Source organism: Paracoccus zhejiangensis, from assembly GCF_002847445.1.
Classification (GTDB): Bacteria; Pseudomonadota; Alphaproteobacteria; order Rhodobacterales; family Rhodobacteraceae; genus Paracoccus; species Paracoccus zhejiangensis.
In genome coordinates this window covers 44796-64310 of sequence record NZ_CP025433.1, presented here as the reverse complement: position 1 = coordinate 64310, position 19515 = coordinate 44796, and the positions used below count along the sequence as shown (strand labels likewise).

Sequence of the window (19515 nt, the reverse complement as noted above, 5' to 3'; positions counted from 1 at the left end):
TTTTGTTGCCGGGGAAAGGAAGGGTGATCTGTTCTCATCGGAGAAGGTCCTGGTCCAGTGCCGGGACATAGACTTCCATGATGCCGCGGGTTTCTCCGTCGCGGCCGGTCTGGATCACCGCATCGATGGAGCCGCGCAGGTAGCGCAGGATCTCGCGGTAGCTCAGCTGGGTGCCGGTGTTCATGACGAGGAGCGCCATCTTGTCCATGGCCTTGCGGCCGCTGGCCGCGTGCAGCGTGGTGAAGCTGCCCTCATGGCCGGTATTGATGGCGCCGAGGAAGGTGGCGGCTTCGCCGCCGCGCACCTCGCCCAGGATGATCCTGTCGGGCCGCAGCCGAAGGGTGGCCTGCAAGAGCTTGTCGGCAGAGCGCGGTGAGGCGTCATCGCGCGCGGCGATCAGGCTGACATGGTTTGGCTGATGCGGCAGGGCCTCGGCCGAATCCTCGATCAGAACCAGGCGTTCGGTATCGGGGATCATCCAGATCAGCCGGCGTGCGAGTTCGGTCTTGCCGGCCGAGGTCGGGCCGGAGAGGATCAGGTTCAGCTTCAGATCGATGCAGGCTTTGAGGAGCGCATCGGCATCGCCGCCCAGCCCGAGACCGGCCGCGAGGCGCTGGATCGTCTCGATCTTCGCCAGTCGTTCGGTTTCGAGCGAGATGCCCTGCGGGCGGAGGAAGCCGAATCTCTTCGGCGCCTCGGAGGGCCGGCGCTGGCGGAATAGCCTGACGGAGAGCACCGTGCCGCCGAAGGCTGCCGGGGCGATGATCGCCTGCACCCGCAGCGTCGCCCGGCCATAGGGGACGGTGGTCGAGATCATCGGCGATGCGGCCGTCAGCGGTTGCTCGGCGGCATTGGCGATCTGCCGGGCCAGGTCGGTCACATCCGATGGGCTCATGCTGATCCCGTCGAAGCGGCTCATATGGGCGGCGCCGGCTTTCTCGACCCAGAGGCCGGCATCGCCATTGATCGCCAGTTCGATCGTCGATGGATCGCCCAGGATCGGATCCAGCCGCTTCAGGTAATGATCGAGATAACCTGCCATCAGAACATCTCGAGATCCGCATTCACCCGGACCATGACCACGGCGCCCTGGTCGACCGAGATCGTCGCCGGTATGTCGAGATAGTCCGCCATGACGTTATCGAGGGCGTCAGAGGCATCCTGGCCGATGCTCTCGACCGTATCGCGCGTGGTCTCGCTGCCGTCATGCTCCTCGATCCTGGCGACGGCAATCTCTGGCAGCGCGCCGATGATCGACACGGCCGCGGCCGATCCGAAGCGGGCCAGCGTATGATTGTTGACCTTGCCGGTCATGCCGGCGCGGCCGATCCGGTCTGTGCCATAGCCTTCGAGCTGCACCGATTGGCCATCGGACGTGACCAGTCGGTCCCAGGCAATCATCACCCGGCGCTGTCCGCGCTCGATCTGCGCATCATAGCGGCCATAGAGCTTCGAGCCACGGGGGATCAGCACCTGGCTCATGTCCATGGACCAGACATCATAGCTGACATTGGCCGCGACATTGCCGGGCAGCTGGCTGCTGATCGCCGTCTCCAGCGTCGCCTCGATCAGCGTGCCCTGGATGATGGTGTTCGACGGGCTGCCGATGACCTCGCTCTGGCTCACCCGTGCCGTATTCGCCCCGGCCCTGAGGAAGTTATCGCCGGCGGCGTAATCGCCTGTCTCGCCGCCTTCGCCCGACGCCGCTCCAGACCCGCCGCTGGCGCGCCAGGCCACCATGGGCGAGGCGATCTGCGCCTGCCGGCGGGCTTCCTCTTCGGCCCGGCGGGCCTCGTAGGCCGCCCGGCGCTCCGCGGCCAGCGCGGCCGCGGCCTCCTCTTCGCCAAAAAGCTGGTCCTGGGTTTCCAGTTGCGATTGCAGCCGCAGCATTTCCCGCTCGGCCTCGGCGAGTGCCTCGTCCTTCAGCACCGCATCGCCCTTCATCTCGTCCAGTTCCGCCAGAAGCGCGTCGCGGGCCGTCTCGCCCTCGGTCAGCTTCAACTGCAGCCCTTCGAGCTCGGCCGCCAACTCGTCGATCCGGGCCTGATCGACCACCTCCACGGTTTGGGTGCGCGTGGCCGGCGGATCGGCGGCCTCGGGCGCCTGCGACCCGGGCCTCGGCCGGGTAATGGTGAAGCCGTCGAGACCGCTGCCGTCCTGGAAATCCGTCACCTGCGAGGTGGGCAGGTTCAGCGATGTCCCTTGCGGCGGCGCATCGGTCGCGCTCAGGAAGGCGTAGCTGGCGAGCGCCGCACCGGCGGTGAAGGTGCCGGCGCCGATCGCCCAGGGTTTCCAGCGGCTCACCCGTCCAGGCTTGCGCTGCAGGCGCTGCAACCGCTCCTCGATGCCGCTCTCATCGCTCTCCTTCGCCATCGCGGCCTCCTTACGACCCGGCCCGCGCGACCCTGCCGGTCACGCAGACAGAATGATCGCCGTAGCGCAGCACCCAGCGTTCCGAGCGGCCGGCCACGGTGATGACGGTGCCCTTCGTCGTGCTGTTGACCGCATATTCGAGCCCCTTGCCATCGACCCGGAAGACGCTTGGCATCGGCGCGCCGGGCGGGATCTGGAAATACGTCCTGTTGCCGTCATCGGAGACGCCGGTCGGCGCGAATGTGGCGCCATTCACCCTGCGCGTGACCGCATAGCGCATCGGCGGCAGGGTCGCGGCCGCCACCCTCGCGGCGGCACCCGCTGCGCGCGGGCCACCGCTCTCGCCCGGCACGGTGAACTTGACCGACCAGCTCGGCGTGCCGCGGCTCGTCTCGACCAGGTTCACAAAATAGAACCTCCGGTTGGTCTCCACGGTCATATTGGTCGCGGCCCCCTGGATCACCGGCTTCACGGTGAAGACATTGGCGCCTTCCAGCTTGTCGACCTGGAAGCTTTCACTGTCGCCGATGGCGATGGACTGGATGCGCTCGCCAGCGCCAAGCTCGATCAGGGTGACGTTGCGCAGGCGGGTCGCGACGGTATAGACCTGCCCCTCCTGGTAGGTGGCATAGGTCACGCGATGATCGCGCGCGCCCGATTGCGGTCGCGCTTCGGCATGAACAAGGCCCGGCAGGGCGAGATATGCGGCCAGCGCGGCCGCGCCATAGGTCGATTTCAGCATCACTTGCCTCCGTCCTGCTGGGCTTCGAGAGATTCGGCGCTCACCCGGTAATCCGTCACGGTGAAGCCGAAGGGGTTTTCCCAGACCAGCTCGACCGCCGATTGCTGGGTGGGCACGAACTGCCAGGTGACGGTGGCGTAGAAATTGCCGATCCGGTCATCCTCGCCGGGACGGGTCAGGGTCTTGGTGAAGCGCAGCTGCACCGTGTCCTCGTCGATCGGGTTGACGCTCAACACCTCGATCGAGATCTTGCCCGTCGTCCCATAAAGATCGGGTGGATAATCGGCATTGCCCTCGGTCCAGAGCGCGCGAAGCCCCTGCTGCGCGAGGCCCGCCGACTGGCGATAGACCTTGAGGATGCGCCGCTCATTGTCATTGGCATCATAGGTCTCGCGATCCATGACGTAATTGAAGACGAGACTCTGCTTGACCGCATCGGCCTGTTCAATCGTCGCCTTCTCGATCGCGACCGCGCGTTCGGCAATGCCTGTGTCGCGGTCCACGATGGTCAGGTAGGCCTGGGTCTCCTTCAGCGGCAGCAAGAGGATCAGCGCACTCAGCGCGCCCAGTGCGATCAGGCTGGTAAGGCCGGCCACCCCCCAAGCCGTGCGCAGGCTGCGCCTGGCCCCGAAAATCAGCTCGCTTTCGAGAATCGTCTTTTGTTCAGACAGGCGGTCTGTCATTCCCTCACCTCCTGAAGCTGGCGCTTGGGCCCGCTCTGTTCAGTCCTTGCCGCCGCGCAGCAGGCGGATGTCGTTGAACTTCTGCCGGATCGCCGCGCCGCGCTCGCGCAGCTCGCGGTCGCGCCTCTGGGCCTGCAGCCTCGGATCATCGGCGCTGCCCGTGCGGATCGCGCTGGCGATGGTCGCCGCGTCGCGGATCGTCGAGCTGCCGGGCAGGTTCCGCGCCGCGACGCCGAGCCCGCCCTGTCCGAGGCGCAGCGCCTGCGGCGTGATATTGGCCAGGTGGAAATGCCCGGTGATGTTCGATGCTGCGGACGGGATGGCTTTCAGCGCAAAGATGCCGACGAAGACGATGACCAGGAAGCCGATGATCTGGCTGATCGTGTCCACATTCTCTTGGCGCACGAATTGCTGCCTGGCCACGGCCACGATGGTGGCGATCACGGCCGAGGCGGCAATCGGGTAGATCAGGTAGCCGACGAAGCTGCTGAGCCAGGCCTCGAACATGTTCTTCGTCCGCTCGAAGAGGGTTGCCACCATGGCGATCGGGGCGATGCCGATCAGGAAGGCCAGCATGATCTTGGCAAAGCCGACGATGAGGACATAGATGCCCATCAGGAGCGCCAGCAATGCGAAGAAGAAGGCGCCGAGCACACCCCGCAGGATCGAGCCCTGCGACTTGGCCACACCATCGGCCGTATCCGCCATCTGGGAGGCAAACCTGTCCATCGCCTCATAGGTGCTGCGTTCCCCGGTGGTCGCGGCAATGTCGAAGAAGCGCATGGCCATGTCGCCGCTGGCAGTGGCGAAGGCATCGTAGATCGTGCCGAAGCTCGACCAGCTGAAGGCGAAGAGATAGACCATGACGATCCGCACCGTGAGCTGGAGCGAGTCCCGCGCCGTCATCTGGTAGACCCCGAGCGCCATGTTCATGCCAACCAGGATGAGCAGGATGGTGGTCGCGATGGTCATGACCGGCAACATGCCCGCGGCGGTGCTTTCAAAAAACCGTTCGCCGGCGGTCATGACGCTGGTGTCGATGGTGGTCAGGATGTCGGTGACAATGCCCATCAGAACCTGCCTCCGCACATGGCCTCGACCTGATCGCGCAGTTTGTTTCCTGCGGTTTCGTAGTCACCACCGATGATGAGACGGTTCCAGTCCTCGCCCTGTTCCGCCGTGATCTGATCCCTGATCTCTTGCACCGTATCGAAAGGCGCGACTTTGCCGGCGCAGGTGCAGTCTTTCGTCGTCAATACCCGCTCATAGCGCGCAAAATCGTAGAACATGCGATTGGCATAGGCGTCCGGCGTTCCCCTGAAGAATTCTTGCGTCTTTGCTTCCGGCACCTTCTCGCAAGTTTCGTAAGGCACGTTCTCGGTCAGCGCCTCGGGCACATCGTCGGCCTCACCCGCCGGCGGCGAAATACGCAGGTAATCGTCCTCGGCCTGCACGTCCTCTTCCATCATGCCGGGATCGGGACCGGGCTCGTTGAACATCTCGTCCAGCCCGGCTGAGAACGGCGGTGAGAAAGTCGACCACGGTAGCGGCGGGATGAGCCCGCTGCGGGCGGCGTAAAAGTCGTCCACCTTTACCCTTTCTGGCGACAGGGAGGGCGGGAGGATTTTCACCGTGGATTTGTATCGGAAGGTTCGCCTGGCTTGTTCAGAAGGCATGAGCCAGCGCGAGGCTGCGCGTCAGTTTGGGGTTTCCCGCGACAGCGTTCGGAAGATGTTGGCGTTCTCGGTTCCGCCTGGATACCGGCGGACGGCGCCGGTGAAGCGGCCGAAGCTGGATGGGTTCACCGAGATCATCGATGGCTGGCTGGAGGGGGATCGCGAGGTCCATCGAAAGCAACGGCACACGGCGAAGCGGGTATTCGAGCGGCTTCGCGATGAGCATGGCTTCACCGGCGGCTATACGATCATCAAGGACTATATGCGGGAGCGCGAGCGGCGCGGCCGAGAGATTTTCGTGCCGCTAGCCCATCCGCCAGGACATGCCCAGGCCGACTTCGGCGAGGCTGTGGTCGTCATCGGCGGCGTCGAGCAGAAGGCGCACTTCTTCGTTATGGACTTGCCGCACAGTGATGCCTGCTTCGTGCGCGCCTATCCCGCGGCGACAGCGGAAGCCTGGGTAGACGGCCACGTCCACGCCTTCGCCTTCTTCGGCAGGGTGCCGGTATCGGTCCTCTACGACAACGATCGCTGTCTTGTTGCGAAGATCCTGGCGGACGGCACACGTCAGCGGGCCACGCTCTTCAGCGGGTTCCTGTCCCACTACCTGTTCCGAGACCGCTATGGCCGCCCCGGCAAGGGGAACGACAAGGGCAACGCGGAAGGATTGGTCGGCTATTCCCGCCGCAACTTCATGGTCCCGGTCCCGCGGTTTGTGAGTTGGGCTTCGTTCAACGCCTATCTGGAGGAGCAGTGTCGCAAACGTCAGGCGGATGTTCTGCGCGGCCAGTCCGAGACCATCGGGGAACGCCTCGTGCGAGATCTGGTCGTGATGTCTGATCTGCCACCCGCGCCGTTCGATGCCTGCGACCAAGCCACCGGGCGAGTCAGTTCCCAAGCGCTGGTGCGCTACAAGACCAACGATTACTCGGTGCCGGTCGCCTACGGCCACCGCGATGTCTGGATCAGGGGCTATGTCGACGAGGTTGTGATCGGCTGCGGTGGCGAGCTCATCGCACGCCACCCCCGCTGCTATGACCGCGAGGACATGGTGTTCGATCCGGTGCATTACCTCCCGCTCATCGAGAGGAAGATCAATGCTTTGGATCAGGCCGCGCCTCTTGCCGAATGGAACCTGCCGCCGGAGTTCGCAACCCTGCGCCGCCTGATGGAGGCGCGGATGATCAAGGCGGGACGCCGGGAATATGTGCAGGTTTTGCGCCTGCTGGAAACCTTCGACATCGATGATCTCCACGCGGCCGTGAAGAAGGCCCTGCAATTGGGCGCTGTCGGCTTCGATGCCGTGAAGCACCTCGCTCTCTGCCATGTTGAGAAACGGCCGCCGAAGCTGGACCTCGATGTCTATCCCTACCTGCCGCGGGCCAACGTGGGGACCACCTCGGCGGCAAGCTACATGTCTCTGCTGTCGGGAGACGCGGCATGACCGGTGCGCCGCAGATCCTGCTTGCTCATCACCTGAAGACGCTGAAGCTCCCGACCTTCTTGCGGGAGCACGAGAAGCTGGCGCGCCAATGTGCAGCCGAGGGCCTGGACCACGTCCAGTTCCTCGCCCGACTGGTCGAACTGGAACTGATCGACCGCGAGGGACGGATGATCGAACGCCGGATCAAGGTTGCAAAGTTCCCCGCCAAGAAGAGCCTGGACAGCTTCGACTTCAAGGCGATCCCGAAGCTCAACAAGATGCAGGTGCTGGACCTTGCCCGTTGCGAATGGATCGAGCGGCGCGAAAACGTCATTGCGCTCGGACCGAGTGGCACGGGCAAGACGCATGTTGCTCTGGGGCTGGGACTGGCCGCTTGTCAGAAAGGAATGTCGGTCAGCTTCACTACGGCCGCGGCACTGGTCAACGAGTTGATGGAAGCCCGCGACGAGCGCCGCCTCCTGCGGCTCCAGAAGCAGCTGGCTTCGGTCAAACTGCTCATCATCGATGAACTGGGCTTCGTGCCTCTGTCAAAGACCGGCGCCGAGCTACTCTTCGAGATGATCTCGCAACGCTACGAGCGCGGCGCCACGCTCATCACCAGCAACCTGCCGTTCGACGAATGGACCGAGACCTTCGGAACAGAGCGGCTGACCGGCGCTCTGCTCGACCGCCTGACCCACCACGTCAACATCCTCGAGATGAATGGCGAGAGCTACAGGCTCGCGCAAAGTCGGGCCCGAAACGCCGGCCAGACCCCATAGAAAACCGCAACGCGCGCTTGAGCCCGCCGCTCGGGCTACGCCCTCCCGGCGGGCTCAAGCGCGCAAGAAAGTGGCCTGCTTTTGCGCCGCCCCGTGGCCGGTTTTTGCTCCGCCGTTGACACTTGGCGGCAGCGCTGCCGCGACCATGCCGCACGCAGCAATCGGCGACTGAAACCCGGTGACGTGATCCACCTGACGACGCCCTTGCGGTTTTCGGATGGCGCTGAGTTGCAGACCTTCCGCGTCGCAAAGGAAAAATGGGGGCGCAGCAACCGCACGGTGTTCATCAGCACCGAAACCGGCGGGCGCTATTCCATCAGCAACATCATGTCCCGCGACTGGACCCGCATCTGACCCGACAGCGCCGCGCCGGATGGCGCGGCGGCAACCGCATCCCCTGACATTCAAGGATCAGTTCGATGACCCATGCACAACAGATGATCACGATCCCGAACAGCCTCTATGGCGACCAGACCGTGACCGCCTATTGCCGGTCGGGGCTTGGCGTTTTCAAGCAGCACAAACGCTGGCAGGTCGTTCATGTCGCATCAGGCATGTGCATCGGCGGCGGACGGGGCGGCGATCGCCGCACCCGGAGAGGCGCTTTCGCGATCATGGACGCCCTTCTGCAAACGCCGGTCGACTGGTCGAAGCCCTATGACCAGATCAGCAATGATGTGGCCGCCAACAGGACCGCGATCATGCTGGCCCTGAGCCAAGCGCGCAACCAGTGATGCCCGCGCGCCGCGCCTGACGGCGCGGCACCCTACCCCATTCCCACAAGGATTTTGACATGACCCATCCCGCCGTCACCGCATTCCTGCGCGCCCTCGACCAGTTCGACCGCTCGAAAACCCGCACCGAGATCTTCCGCCTGTTCTGCGAAATGGCCTATTGCGCCCTTGCCAAGCGCGCCACACCTTTCGCCGATCAGCGGGACAGGCTGGAAGCGGACTATATGGCCTGCGTCGGCAGGTTCCCGAACAAGGACGATGTGCGGCGCATGCCTGAAATGATGGCCCTCTCCATCGAGGCCATTGCCGGCGGCGGCATCGACTTCATCGGCCAGGTCGCGGCCGAGATCGGTGCGCTTGATGCGGGCCTCGGGCAGTTTTTCACGCCCTATGAGGTCAGCCGCTTGATCGCCGATATGAGCCTTGGCGATGCCCGCGCACAGATCGAGGCGCAGGGTTTCATCACTGTGTCAGAACCCGCGGCCGGTGCGGGCGGCATGGTTCTGGCGCTCGCCGATGCGCTGGAAAGCCAGGGCTTTGACCCGGCACGGCATATCTGGGTGGAAGCGGTAGAGTTGTCCCGCAGCACCTACCACATGGCCTATATCCAGATCAGCACACGCGGGATCGCCGGCGGCGTCATCAATGGCAACAGCCTTTCGCTGGAAGTGTTCGAGCAGGCCTATACAGCGGCTGCGCCGGTGTTCTTCGGTCTGCATGGCGATCCGTTCTCGAAGCAGAAGGATGCCGCCCGCCGTGCCGCGCAGGCCTACGAAGAGGCCCGCGCCCGAGCGCGCGAGCTGCTGCGCAGCACCGCGCCGGTCCAGGCTCGCGCTGTCTGGCAATGCGATTGACGCAGGCCATTGCGTTGCCTATTCTGACCGAGAACGAAAGGGGATCAAAGATCCCACTTTTCAGGGTTTCCTTCTGCGACGAAGGTTCACTTGGGCCGCCCTCGGGCGGTCCTTTTCTTTGACGCACATCGTATAAGCCGCTGATGCGTTGATCGTCAGCACAGGTCATTATCATCAGCTTCATTAACTTCGAGTCTGCAGGCCGATGGGTCCGGGCTGGAAAGGCATAGCGCCAGTGCCCTCGTTTTGTCTGCCCATGGCCCACCGTCGTTACCAACACGAGGGCTATAGTGATGCTGTGACAAAGCCACGCATGCGTTGATCAGCGCGACAAGCTGCCCTCTTTCATTCGTCTCGGATGAGCTTTGTATCTGTCCCCAGAGCGCGGCCCCCGATACCCCAAGCGCAAACAGTGAGATGATCACTGGAGCGGTATTAGTCATAGGCAACCCCATCTATCTTACTACGCCAAATCCGTTTCGCTGAAATCCCGCCCCTTGTAGAGCAGCGGAATCCCTTCGGCCTTGGCGCAGGCATAGGACAGCGCATCGCCCATGTTCAGCTGCGCCGGATGCCCGACTTGCTTGCCATAGATCGCCAGGGCCGCGATCGCAGCCTTGCCGATCTCGCTGGTGATCGGCATTTCTTGCGCTTCCAGGGCTTCCAGCAGCTGATCGACCAGCCCCGTCGCATCGGCATTGTCGGCGCCGGTTGCTGGTCCCTTGCCGCGCGTCTCGATCCGCGCGCGCACCAGCGCCAGAACCGCCTCCATCCGCACCACCGGCGAAAACCGCAGCCTGCCGCGTGCGGCCTCCATCGCCTTCAGAAGCGCGGTGCCGTCAGATTCCTTCAGCAGCACCGCGACCAGCGCGCTGGCATCGAGAAACATCAGCCTTCGCCCCACATCTCATCCATGAATGCCTTGTCGGAGCTTTTCGGGGCGACAAATCCGCCGTCAGCCGCCTGCCGCTGAATCTTCGCAACCCGGTCCGCCAAGCTTTCCTTGGCCGCCAGCGCCTCGATCTGTGCCGCCAGCGCGCGGCGCACCGCCTCGCTCTTGTTGCTCTGGCCCGTCATGGCACAGTATTTCTCGACCAATGCGTCGATCTCGTCGCCTCTGATCAGGATTGCCATGCGTATATCCTCTGATGTATGATCGGTATATACACATCAAGATAGATTTCCGCAATTCCCGAGGTCAGTGATTTTCGACAGGTGATCTTTATGCGTTCAGTCGATGTTGCCGTCCCCGCCAGCCGCTATCAGCTCGGCCCGGAAACATTCGATGCCGCATCGCCGAACTGGCAAGGCATCCTCGCAACAGCCCATCAGAACAAGGCCCGGCCGGCCTGCCTCTGTTCACCAGCATCCCCGCTCATGTATGTGGCCAAGATCCAGGGCGAGTATTACCTGAAGCGGATGCCCGGCACCGGACACGCCCATGACCCCTCCTGCGACAGCTTCGCCATGCCGCCGGAACTGTCAGGTCTCGGCCAGGTCGAAGGCAAGGCCATCACCACCGATGACAGCGGCGAGACTACCCTCAAGCTGGATTTTCCCCTCTCCGTCCGTGGCCGGCGGGGCGTCGCCCCGGATGCCGGCGATCACGAACCCACCGTGGCCGAGGCAAGCTCGAGCAAGCTGGGACTGCTCGGCTTGCTGCATTTCCTCTGGGATGCCGCTGGCCTGACCATGTGGCGACCGGCCTATGTGCGCCGGTCCTGGTGGATCGTTCATCGCGAGCTGACCGCTGCGGCCGAGCGGGCAAACGCGAAATCCATGCCGCTGTCCTCGGTGCTCTTGGTCCCGCCCATGTTTTCCGCCGACAAGAAAGAGGAGCTGGCGGCGGCCCGGCGGCGCTTCCTGCATCATCTTCAGCCGGTCAAGGGCAAGCCCATGCCCCTGGGCGTGATTGTGGCCGAGCTGAAGGACATGGAACCGTCGCAATATGGGCGGAAAATCCGGTTCAAGCACCTGCCCGACATGGCCTTCTTCATGGACGAGGATCTGTGTGCGCGTTTCGACAAGATCGCCGGCGAAAAGATCCGCGACGTGGAAGCTGTCGAGGGTGCCCATCTGATCATCATCGCCACCTTCAACATGCATGGCAACTATGCCGAGATCCGGCAGATCGCCGTCATGCCCGTCACCGCGCAATGGATACCCTTCGATCATGATCGAGAACTGCGCCTGATCGAGGCGATGCGTGATCGCCATTTCTCCAAGAGCCTGCGCTACAATTTGCGGGCAGATGCGCCGATCGCCAACGCCGTGATGCTCGATACCTCGCCCCCCACCGCGCTCTATTGTTCGTCGCAATCACTCGAACCCGAACTCGAACGCGAACTGGTCGAGATCGCCAGAGAAGGCGTCTATCCAGCCTGGATCTGGCCAGCACAGGATGAGCGCGCTTTCGGCGACCCAGCTTCCGGTCGCAGCGACGATCATATCGGCCGCTGCGAGCTGATCCTCGTCGTGCACGATCAGCTGATGTAGGCCGCAAGCGCGATGTTCGACTTTCAGATGTGGAAAGTCGGCCCGCAGCCGTTCGGCCAAGGCTTCGGCCTTATTGCGCCCCACGGTCGTGGCGCCGAGCGGATGGCGTCCCACGTTGGGCCACGTCAGCGTTTCGGAATCGACCAGGATAAGGCGGCCGACGCCCGCTTGGGCCAGCGCGCAGGCGACCGGCGCCCCGACCGAACCGCAGCCGATCACCGCGACCGTCGCGCCGAGCAGCCGGCACGTACGGATACTTGCGATCGACATGGCGGATTGTGCGCTCCGGCCCGAGCCGGTCGTTTATCTCGCCGATCACCTTGGCGTTGCTGTGCGCCTTGTCAGTGACGATGGTCAGGGGATGATACAGACGAACGGTCTCTCGGGCTTGCCGCAGAAACGCCCTTGCAGCCTTGGCATCTCGCCGCGCCGTTAGCCGAAAATCGATCAACTGGTTGAGCTGGTCCACGGCGCGCCATAGATAACACCGGCGTCCGCCGACGCGGATGTAGGTCTCATCGACATGCCACTGCAGCCCGCGCCAGGAACGATGGCCACCATAGGCCCGTTTGCGGATCTCGGGGCCGAACTTCCTGACCCAGCGGGGACGGTGGAGGCATCGACCGTCACCCCGCGCTCGGCCAGCAAATCGCGGACGTCGCGGCACGACAGCGGGTAGCGACAGTACCAGCGCACCGCCAAAAGGATAACCTCCCGAGGAAAACGATGCCGCTTGAACGGATTCTTGCGCTGTGCCATCGGATCCCCATCGTTACCAACCCAAGGAACTTGCTGTGGTCGGGCAGTTAATGCAACGGACCCCTACCAGATTGGCAAAGTCGACCAGCGAGCGGGAGGCGGTCGATCGTGTAGACCACGACAGCGTCGATCGACCCGTCCTCGATATTGACCATCAGGCGTTTCAGGCCGGGCCGCTTCAGCGCCGTGCCGGAGATGCCGCCGTCGTCAAACTGATCGCGGACAAGCAACCTGCGCAAGGGCAGGGCGCGGGTGACATAAGGGCGGAAGGCCACCGGCCCTCCGCCCCCGACTATTCTCAGGCTGAAAACGATGTTCTCAGAACCAGGTCTCGAATTGCAGGCCGACGGTCGTGCCCGAGGTGTCGGTGCCGTAGGCCGCCTGTTTCGAGATCGCGCCGACATCGCTCCACGAGCCGTGGGTCGCATAGGCACGCAGTTGCGGGCGTTCCCAGAAGCCGCTCTTGCCGAAGGTATAGATCCCGGCCAGCGTCAGCTTGGTCAGATCGCGGCTGCCGCTGCTGTCCTTGACATGATCATAGCCAAGTTCGGCCTCGACGGCGAAATTGTCGTTGATCGTGTAGTGCGGACGTACACCGACCGAGGTCCATTTCGACTTGTCGCCGTCATTGTCGTCGATCTGGTGCAGGCCGACGAAGAACAGTTCGGTCTTGTCCCCCAGCGGCACGAGGCCGTGGACCTGCGCGCGGGTCAGCGAGTGGTCCTTGCTGGTATCGGGCGAGCCGTCGGCCGCGAAGCCGAAGGCGGCGCCGTTGCTGTACATCAGGCTGGCCTTCAGGAAGCCACCGTAGAAGTTGTTCTTCTGCACATGGCCGCGCAGCGCGATGCCGTTGTCGCCGGTCGCATCGCCATGCACGGTGGCGTAGGCGACGCCAACTTCGCCGGTCCAGTCTTCGCTCAGCTTGATGTCCTCGACCCGCGCGTCCCAGGTGTGGACGCGGCCGTCACGCTCGAAGAAACCCGCCAGCGAGAGCTTGCCGAAGCTCAGCTTGATGTCCTCGACCCCGGCGCCATAGCCGTTCCAGTTCGAGTAGTTCTCGTAGTAGAAGTCATTGATGTGGATGTCTTTGCGCTTGTAGTAGCGCCGGCCGGCCCAGACGGTCGATTCCGCGAGGGCACCGGCACCCAGACCCTTCACCCCGACCCAGGCTTCGCGCAGGGCCAGATCGGCATCGAAATTGCCGTTGTCGGTCAGGTCGTTGCTGTCGCCCGCGACGTGATAGCGGATTCCGCCGACCACGGCGCTGCCATTGCCCAGATCTTGGTTCAGGCCGACACCGAACTCGCCATAGAAATCGTCTTCGTTGCCCAGACGATATTTCGACCAGGCGCCATTCAGTCCCATCGCAGCCATGTCGCCGTCGTTGCTTTCGCCGACGCCGATGCGCAGATAGCCCGAGGTGGTGAAGACGGGATCGGCATGTGCGATGCCGCCTGCCAGCATGGCCGATACGGCGGCCGCAGTGAACAATGGTTTCATGTGTTTCTCCTCTTGAACCAGTGTTGTGATGTTGACGTTTGGCGTGCCTCGCCCGACCGACCTGCGCTGAGGCGGTCGGAAGCGAGCACGGATGTTGCAGAAATCGGGGGCGGGGGCTCTGGTCCGGATCAGCCTTTCACGGCGCCGTCGCTGAGGCCCTTGACCAGGTATCGCTGCGCGATCAGGAAGACGACCGTGATGGGCAGGCCCGATAGGATGGCCGCCGCCGCGAAATCGCCCCAGAGATAGCGGAACTCGTTCAGATACAGCCGTGCGCCGACCGCCAGCGTCATCTTGTTTTCCGACCGGATCAGGACCGAGGCGATCGGGTAGTCGTTGATGAAGCCGATGAAGGCCAGCACGAAGACCACCGCCATGATCGGTACCGCCAGTGGCAGGAAGACAAAGCGGAAGGTCTGCCAGGGCGTTGCCCCGTCGATGGCCGCCGCGTTGTCCAGCGCAGGGTCAATCGAGTCGAAATAGCCCTTGATCGTCCAGATATGCAGCGTGACGCCCGACAGGTAGATCAGGATCAGCGCGACATGACTGTCCAGCCCCAGAAGCGGCGTGACCTCGCCCAGCGCGTCGAAGATCGCGAAGATTGCGACCAGCGCCAGCGTGGTCGGGAACATCTGGATCAGAAACAGCCCGTCCAGCATCGCCGCCTTGCCGCGAATGCGGATTCGGCTGAAGGAATAGGCCGAGATGGTGGCGATGGCCAGAACGCCCAGCCCGGCGATAACCCCGATCTTGATCGAGTTCCACATCCAGATCAGCACCGGATAGGGGGGCGAGACGACCTCGCCGCCGGGGCGGGTATAGTCGAAGCCGAAGGCCAGAACCCAATGTTCCAGAGTCGGATTTTCCGGGATCAGCGAGCCGACCGAGAAGTTCCCCTCGCGGAAGCTGATCGACAGCACCATCATGAAGGGGAACATGATCAGCACCAGGAAGATCAGCAGGAAGCCATGGGCAAGAATCTTCTTGGTGCGCAGGTCGCGGGGACGTTCGACGATCATGGCGGGCTCCTCAGACCGGGCGGCCCGAGCGGCGCTGAGCCGCCCGACGCATCGCGACGAAGTTGGCGTAGCTGATCGCGGCGACGACCAGGAAGATGATCAGCGTGATCGCCCCGGCAAGGCCGAATTGCTGGCCGGCATTGTCGAAGGCGAGGCGATAGGTGAACGAGGCCAGAATGTCGGTCTGGCCCGCCGGGATCACCGTGCCGGGAATATCCGGCAGGCCCCGCGTCAGCAGAAAGATCAGCACCAGATTGTTGAAGTTGAACGCGAAGGCGGCGATCAGCAGCGGCAGGAAGGGCGGGATGATCTGCGGCAGGGTGATGGTGAAAAACACCCGCAGCGCCGAAGCGCCCTCAAGTGCGGCCGCCTTCTTGTGGTCCTCGGGCACCGCCTGAAGAAAGCCCATCGCCAGCAGCATCATGTAGGGATAGCCGAGCCACGTGTTCACTATCACCACCATTGTCCGGGCCAGCGTCGCATCGGTGAACCAGTTCGGGCGGATGCCGAACAGGGCTTCGATGATCAGGTTGATCTCGCCGAAATTCTGGTTGAACAGGCCCTTGAACACAAGGATCGAGATGAAGGACGGCACCGCATAGGGCAGGATCAGCAGAACGCGATAGACGGATTTGAAGCGCAGATGCTCCCATTGCAAGATCACGGCCAGCAGCAACCCGACCGAAAAGCAGGCCAGCACCGACAGCCCGGCAAAGGCGAAGGTCCAGACGAAGATCGACAGGGTCGGTCCCCGGATTCCTTCCGAGGCGAAGATACGCTTGAAATTGTCGAAGCCGATATTGACGCGCCAGCCGGGCGGCACCTGTTCGCCGGCCTCGGTCTCGAAGAAGCCTTTTTCGTGATTGGCGGTCAGGACGGTACCGTCCTTGCGGGTCAGGTGATCGGTATCGGTCCGCACATATTCCGGCACGACCGAGGCAAAGCTGCGCAGCCCGGTATTGCGGATCATCTGCCCGTCCGGCGTCTCCAGCGTCAGCAGGCCCAGCCCCTCGCGCAGCTTGATCGCTTCGCGACGCTCCAGCAGGGTCGCGGGCGCCGCGGCGGGCGAAAGGGCGGCGGTTTCCTCGGCCGTCAGCGAGACCGGATCAGACAAAAGCCCGCTGTCGGGCAGCCAGATGCGATAGGCTTCGCCATCGGATGCGACTGCGAAGGGCTGTTCGGTCGCCTGATCGACCGTCCCGCGCGAGGTCAGCACCTCGATCGTGCGTTCATATGTCAGCAGGTTGAACGAACTGAAATTGGTAAAGCCGATCCAGATCGTATAGATCACCGGGAAGGCGATGAAGATCAGGACGGCGGCGATGCCCGGAAAGATGAAGCGGCTGCCATAGAAGCGTTCGGACCCGAAGACCACGGCAAAGCAGGTCGCCAGCCCCAGCAGGATCGCGCCGAACAGCGGCTGACCCATGGAATAGAGCGAGAAGGCCCCCCACAGGAGTGCCGCTGAAACGAGGCCCACCACCAGCAGGCGCGGCAGCGGCCTGGGCTTGGGCAGATCATGGGTCACGCTCATGGGGTCCTCCGCATGGGTCATCGGGATTGGTGGCCCCGGGCGAGGGAAAGCCCGGGGCCGTTCGCAGGCGGCGGCGCGCTGCCGCCGCCTGACGGAGGAGATCAGTTCCCGCCCAGAATGCGCGCGGCGGCGTCGTTCAGGGCCGTTGCGGGGTCTTGCGCACCGGTGGTGATGTTCGTCAGTGCCGGAGCCATCGCCGCCCAATAGGCGCCCATCTCGGGGTTCGAGGGCATCGGCACCGCGGTCTCGGCCGTCTTGAGCATGCCAGAGACATGAGGATCGTCCTGCGCCGCGGCGGCCGAAACATCGGCGAGTGCGCCAAGCGCCCCGGTGGCGTTCCAGGTGGCCAGCCCCTCATCGGTCAGCAGATAGTTTTCCAGCAACTCGACCGCGAGATCGGCATTCGGGGTCGCCGCGTTCACCGCCATCGCCAACACGCCCAGGAAGGGCGTCGAAACGGCGCCGTCAACACTGGGGATCGGCGCGACGCCGAAATTAATCCCGGACTCGGTCAGCGACGGCCAGGCCCAGGGTCCGTTCAGGACCATCGCGACCTCGCCCTTGTTCATCGCACCGTCCATCACGCCGTAATCGACGCCCGAGGGCATCAGGCCCTCGTCGATCAGGCGTTTCAGCATGGTCGCGCCCTTGATCGCGCCTTCATTGTTCACGCCGGTCTTCGATCCGTCATAGGAACCGTCGATCTTTTGGAAGGCAAAACCGCCATTCGCCATCAGCAGCGGCATGGTGAAATAAGCGTTGTTATAGTCCCACAGGATCTTCTGACCGTCATAGCTCATCGCGATCAGATCCTCGAAGGACGATGGCGGGGTCTCGATCAGGTCGGTGTTATAGATCAGGTGCACCGCCTCGACGCTGACCGGATAGCCCCAGGTCACATTGTCGAACCGCACCGCGTCCATGGCCGAGGCCAGCACGCCGTCGCTCCATTCCGCCGAAGGCTGGACCGACCTGATCAATCCGCCCGAGGCCCATTCGCCAAAGCGGTCATGCGCCCACATCACGATGTCGGGGCCGTCGCCGGTCGAAGCGGCTTGCTGGAATTTCTGCGCCAGATCGGGGTCCACGACCTCGACCGAGACATCGACGCCGTATTCCTCGGTGAAGGGTTTCACCGCGGCTTCCAGCGCGGCCTTGTCGCGGTTCGCGCCGGTCCAGATCAGGATCTTGCCGTCCTCGAAGGCGAAGGCCGGCATGGCCGTGCACAGCAGCAGGCCCGTCAGGCCAAAGAATTTCGTCATGGTTTTCCTCCCTTGGGGTCTTCAATCAGGATGTGGTTTCAAACGTCGCGGCGGTCAGGGACAGCGCCCCGTCATGCTGCAGATAGACAAAGCCGTTGCCGGGCAGCGTCAGCGTGCCGCCGTCCAGCCCGGCCTCGGCGGGGCCGGTGATCGCGGCCTTGCCGCCCAGCCGGAACGCGACCGGCTCGGCCGACAGGTTGAACAGGCAGGTCAGCACCTGGCCCGGCGCCTCGCGACGGAAGCCCAGGACCGGCTCGGGCACGTCGAGGAAGGTGGTCTTGCCGACGGTCAGCGCCGGGCTGGCCTTCCGGAAGGCGATGACCTTGCGATAGAATTTCAGGATGCTGTCCGCCGAGGCTTCTTGCGCATCGACGGCGCGGGCCTTCTGCGGCGCCTTGACCGGCAGCCAGGGGGTGCCGATGCTGAAGCCCGCATGGGGTTCGGCCGCGTCCCAGACCATCGGCGTGCGGCAGCCATCGCGACCCTTGACGGCGGGCCAGAAGCGCAGTGCGGGCGGATCGGTCAGTTCGTGGAACTGCATGACCGTCTCTTCCTGGCCTAGTTCCTCGCCCTGATAGATGCCGATGGTGCCCTCGAAGGCCATCAGCATGGCGCAGCTCAGCCGGGCGATCGCGTCATGGCTGACGGCGTGATCGGCCCAACGCGACGGGTGGCGCATCACGTCATGATTCGAGAAGGACCAATAGGGATGGCCGTCCGGCGCGCCCTTCTGGAAACCCGCGATGCAGCGGCGGAAATGCTCGGCTGTGAAGACCTCTGACAACATGGCGAAGGAATAGCACATATGCAGCCGGTCGGTTCCGGCGGTGTATTCCGCCATGATCTCGATCGAGCGGTCGCCCATCTCGCCCACTTCCCCGACCATCATGATATCACCATAACGGTCGGTCAGCGTGCGCAATCTTTGCAGAAATCCCAGATTCTCGGGCCGGGTCTTGTTGTAGATGTTTTGCTGCATCCCGTAGAGATCGGTCGCCATGACCTGATGCGCGGATTTCGCCGCCGGGTTCGAGCGCAGTTCGTCATCGTGAAAGTAGTAGTTAACGGTATCCAGCCGGAACCCGTCCAACCCGCGCTTCAGCCAGAATTCGCAGGTATCCAGAATGGCGTCCTGAACGTCGGTGTTGTGGAAGTTCAGGTCCGGCTGCGAGGCCAGGAAATTGTGCAGGTAATACTGCCGGCGGGTGGCATCGAATTCCCAGGCCGGCCCGCCGAAATGGCTGTGCCAGTTGCTGGGGGGCGAGCCATCGGGCAGCGGATCGGCCCAGACATACCAATCGGCCTTGGGATTGTCGCGGTCGGCTCGGCTTTCCTTGAACCAGGGATGCTGGTCCGAGGTGTGGCTGAGGACCTGATCGGAGATCACCTTCAGGCCCAGATCATGGGCGGTGGCGATGAGGGCATCGAAATCGACCAACGTGCCGAAGATCGGATCGACATCGCAGTAGTCCGACACGTCATAGCCCATGTCCTTCTGCGGCGACATGAAGATCGGCGACAGCCAGATGCAGTCCACCCCCAGCGAGGCGATATGCGGCAGCCTGCTGGTGATCCCTTTCAGATCGCCGATGCCGTCGCCGGAACTGTCCTGAAAGGACCGGGGATAGATTTGGTAGATGATCGCGTCGCGCCACCATTCTTGCATCGGAGTCACTCC

19 protein-coding genes and 3 pseudogenes are annotated in these 19515 nt (G+C 63.5%); 6 read left to right on the top strand and 16 right to left on the bottom strand.

Translation table 11 applies throughout. The annotated features are described in order from the left end of the window. Positions 1 to 34: 34 nt before the first annotated feature. The 6 genes from CX676_RS21910 to CX676_RS21885 are packed head-to-tail and all read right to left on the bottom strand — an operon-like array spanning position 35 to position 5387. Positions 35 to 1042, bottom strand: coding sequence for an ATPase, T2SS/T4P/T4SS family (locus CX676_RS21910; RefSeq protein ID WP_101754904.1), 1008 nt, complete (start codon positions 1040 to 1042; stop codon positions 35 to 37). After that, the gene (locus CX676_RS21905) at positions 1042 to 2373 is read right to left on the bottom strand and encodes a TrbI/VirB10 family protein (RefSeq protein ID WP_101754903.1); all 1332 of its coding nucleotides are present in this window, start codon (positions 2371 to 2373) and stop codon (positions 1042 to 1044) included. The genes CX676_RS21910 and CX676_RS21905 overlap by 1 nt, the downstream gene beginning before the upstream one ends. 10 nt (positions 2374 to 2383) lie before the next feature. Next, a complete protein-coding gene (locus CX676_RS21900; protein ID WP_101754902.1) occupies positions 2384 to 3115 on the bottom strand; it encodes a TrbG/VirB9 family P-type conjugative transfer protein in 732 nt (243 codons plus the stop codon). Then, a complete protein-coding gene (locus CX676_RS21895; RefSeq protein ID WP_101754901.1) occupies positions 3115 to 3798 on the bottom strand; it encodes a virB8 family protein in 684 nt (227 codons plus the stop codon). Before CX676_RS21895 ends, CX676_RS21900 begins: the two co-directional genes overlap by 1 nt. Positions 3799 to 3837: 39 nt before the next feature. Next, positions 3838 to 4869, bottom strand: coding sequence for a type IV secretion system protein (locus CX676_RS21890; protein ID WP_101754900.1), 1032 nt, complete (start codon positions 4867 to 4869; stop codon positions 3838 to 3840). Continuing rightward, the gene (locus CX676_RS21885) at positions 4869 to 5387 is read right to left on the bottom strand and encodes a hypothetical protein (RefSeq protein ID WP_157936049.1); all 519 of its coding nucleotides are present in this window, start codon (positions 5385 to 5387) and stop codon (positions 4869 to 4871) included. The genes CX676_RS21890 and CX676_RS21885 overlap by 1 nt, the downstream gene beginning before the upstream one ends. A 43-nt stretch (positions 5388 to 5430) precedes the next feature. On the opposite strand from CX676_RS21885, the gene istA reads away from it, so the two are divergent. From istA to CX676_RS21860, 5 genes are all read left to right on the top strand, one after another. After that, the gene (gene istA / locus CX676_RS21880) at positions 5431 to 6918 is read left to right on the top strand and encodes an IS21 family transposase (RefSeq protein WP_157935855.1); all 1488 of its coding nucleotides are present in this window, start codon (positions 5431 to 5433) and stop codon (positions 6916 to 6918) included. Further along, positions 6915 to 7679: an IS21-like element helper ATPase IstB gene (gene istB, locus CX676_RS21875; protein WP_028095139.1), complete on the top strand. Its 765-nt coding sequence runs from the start codon at positions 6915 to 6917 to the stop codon at positions 7677 to 7679. Before istA ends, istB begins: the two co-directional genes overlap by 4 nt. Before the next feature lie 93 nt (positions 7680 to 7772). After that, positions 7773 to 8033 (top strand): DUF6927 domain-containing protein, encoded by a 261-nt coding sequence (locus CX676_RS21870; protein WP_101754898.1) that lies wholly within the window; start codon positions 7773 to 7775, stop codon positions 8031 to 8033. A gap of 65 nt (positions 8034 to 8098) precedes the next feature. Next, entirely contained in the window at positions 8099 to 8413 is a 315-nt protein-coding gene (locus tag CX676_RS21865; RefSeq protein ID WP_101754897.1) for a hypothetical protein, read from the top strand. Between the two features lie 59 nt (positions 8414 to 8472). Beyond that, entirely contained in the window at positions 8473 to 9267 is a 795-nt protein-coding gene (locus CX676_RS21860) for an N-6 DNA methylase (RefSeq protein WP_101754896.1), read from the top strand. Positions 9268 to 9730: 463 nt separating this feature from the next. On the opposite strand, the gene CX676_RS21855 is transcribed toward CX676_RS21860, so the two are convergent. Together CX676_RS21855 and CX676_RS21850 are read right to left on the bottom strand one after the other, a co-directional pair. Continuing rightward, a complete protein-coding gene (locus CX676_RS21855; protein ID WP_232816736.1) occupies positions 9731 to 10156 on the bottom strand; it encodes a type II toxin-antitoxin system VapC family toxin in 426 nt (141 codons plus the stop codon). Then, positions 10156 to 10401: a type II toxin-antitoxin system VapB family antitoxin gene (locus tag CX676_RS21850; protein ID WP_101754895.1), complete on the bottom strand. Its 246-nt coding sequence runs from the start codon at positions 10399 to 10401 to the stop codon at positions 10156 to 10158. The genes CX676_RS21855 and CX676_RS21850 overlap by 1 nt, the downstream gene beginning before the upstream one ends. 90 nt (positions 10402 to 10491) lie before the next feature. Between CX676_RS21850 and CX676_RS21845 the strand changes: the two are divergent. After that, positions 10492 to 11601 (top strand): annotated as a pseudogene (locus CX676_RS21845) (DUF1173 family protein); the annotation flags it as partial. Here CX676_RS21845 and CX676_RS21840 read toward each other — a convergent pair. The 8 genes and pseudogenes from CX676_RS21840 to CX676_RS21805 all read right to left on the bottom strand — a co-directional run bounded on the left by CX676_RS21840 (position 11587) and on the right by CX676_RS21805 (position 19503). Beyond that, entirely contained in the window at positions 11587 to 12033 is a 447-nt protein-coding gene (locus tag CX676_RS21840) for a HesA/MoeB/ThiF family protein (RefSeq protein ID WP_232816735.1), read from the bottom strand. The pseudogene CX676_RS21845 and the gene CX676_RS21840 overlap by 15 nt on opposite strands. Then, a pseudogene (locus CX676_RS21835) lies at positions 12017 to 12522 on the bottom strand (IS6 family transposase); the annotation flags it as partial. The pseudogene CX676_RS21835 and the gene CX676_RS21840, both read right to left, overlap by 17 nt. Positions 12523 to 12580: 58 nt before the next feature. Next, positions 12581 to 12752 (bottom strand): annotated as a pseudogene (locus CX676_RS23150) (recombinase family protein); the annotation flags it as partial. 88 nt (positions 12753 to 12840) lie between these two features. Continuing rightward, complete coding sequence (locus tag CX676_RS21825) at positions 12841 to 14022, bottom strand: maltoporin (protein WP_101754893.1); 1182 nt, start codon at positions 14020 to 14022, stop codon at positions 12841 to 12843. A 128-nt stretch (positions 14023 to 14150) separates the two neighbouring features. After that, positions 14151 to 15041, bottom strand: a complete 891-nt coding sequence (gene malG / locus CX676_RS21820; RefSeq protein ID WP_101754892.1) for a maltose ABC transporter permease MalG — start codon at positions 15039 to 15041, stop codon at positions 14151 to 14153. A gap of 10 nt (positions 15042 to 15051) precedes the next feature. Further along, entirely contained in the window at positions 15052 to 16575 is a 1524-nt protein-coding gene (gene malF / locus CX676_RS21815; RefSeq protein ID WP_101754965.1) for a maltose ABC transporter permease MalF, read from the bottom strand. 101 nt (positions 16576 to 16676) lie between these two features. Beyond that, entirely contained in the window at positions 16677 to 17837 is a 1161-nt protein-coding gene (gene malE, locus CX676_RS21810; RefSeq protein ID WP_101754891.1) for a maltose/maltodextrin ABC transporter substrate-binding protein MalE, read from the bottom strand. A 25-nt stretch (positions 17838 to 17862) separates the two neighbouring features. Further along, positions 17863 to 19503 (bottom strand): alpha-glucosidase, encoded by a 1641-nt coding sequence (locus CX676_RS21805; RefSeq protein WP_101754890.1) that lies wholly within the window; start codon positions 19501 to 19503, stop codon positions 17863 to 17865. Between the last annotated feature and the right edge of the window lie 12 nt (positions 19504 to 19515).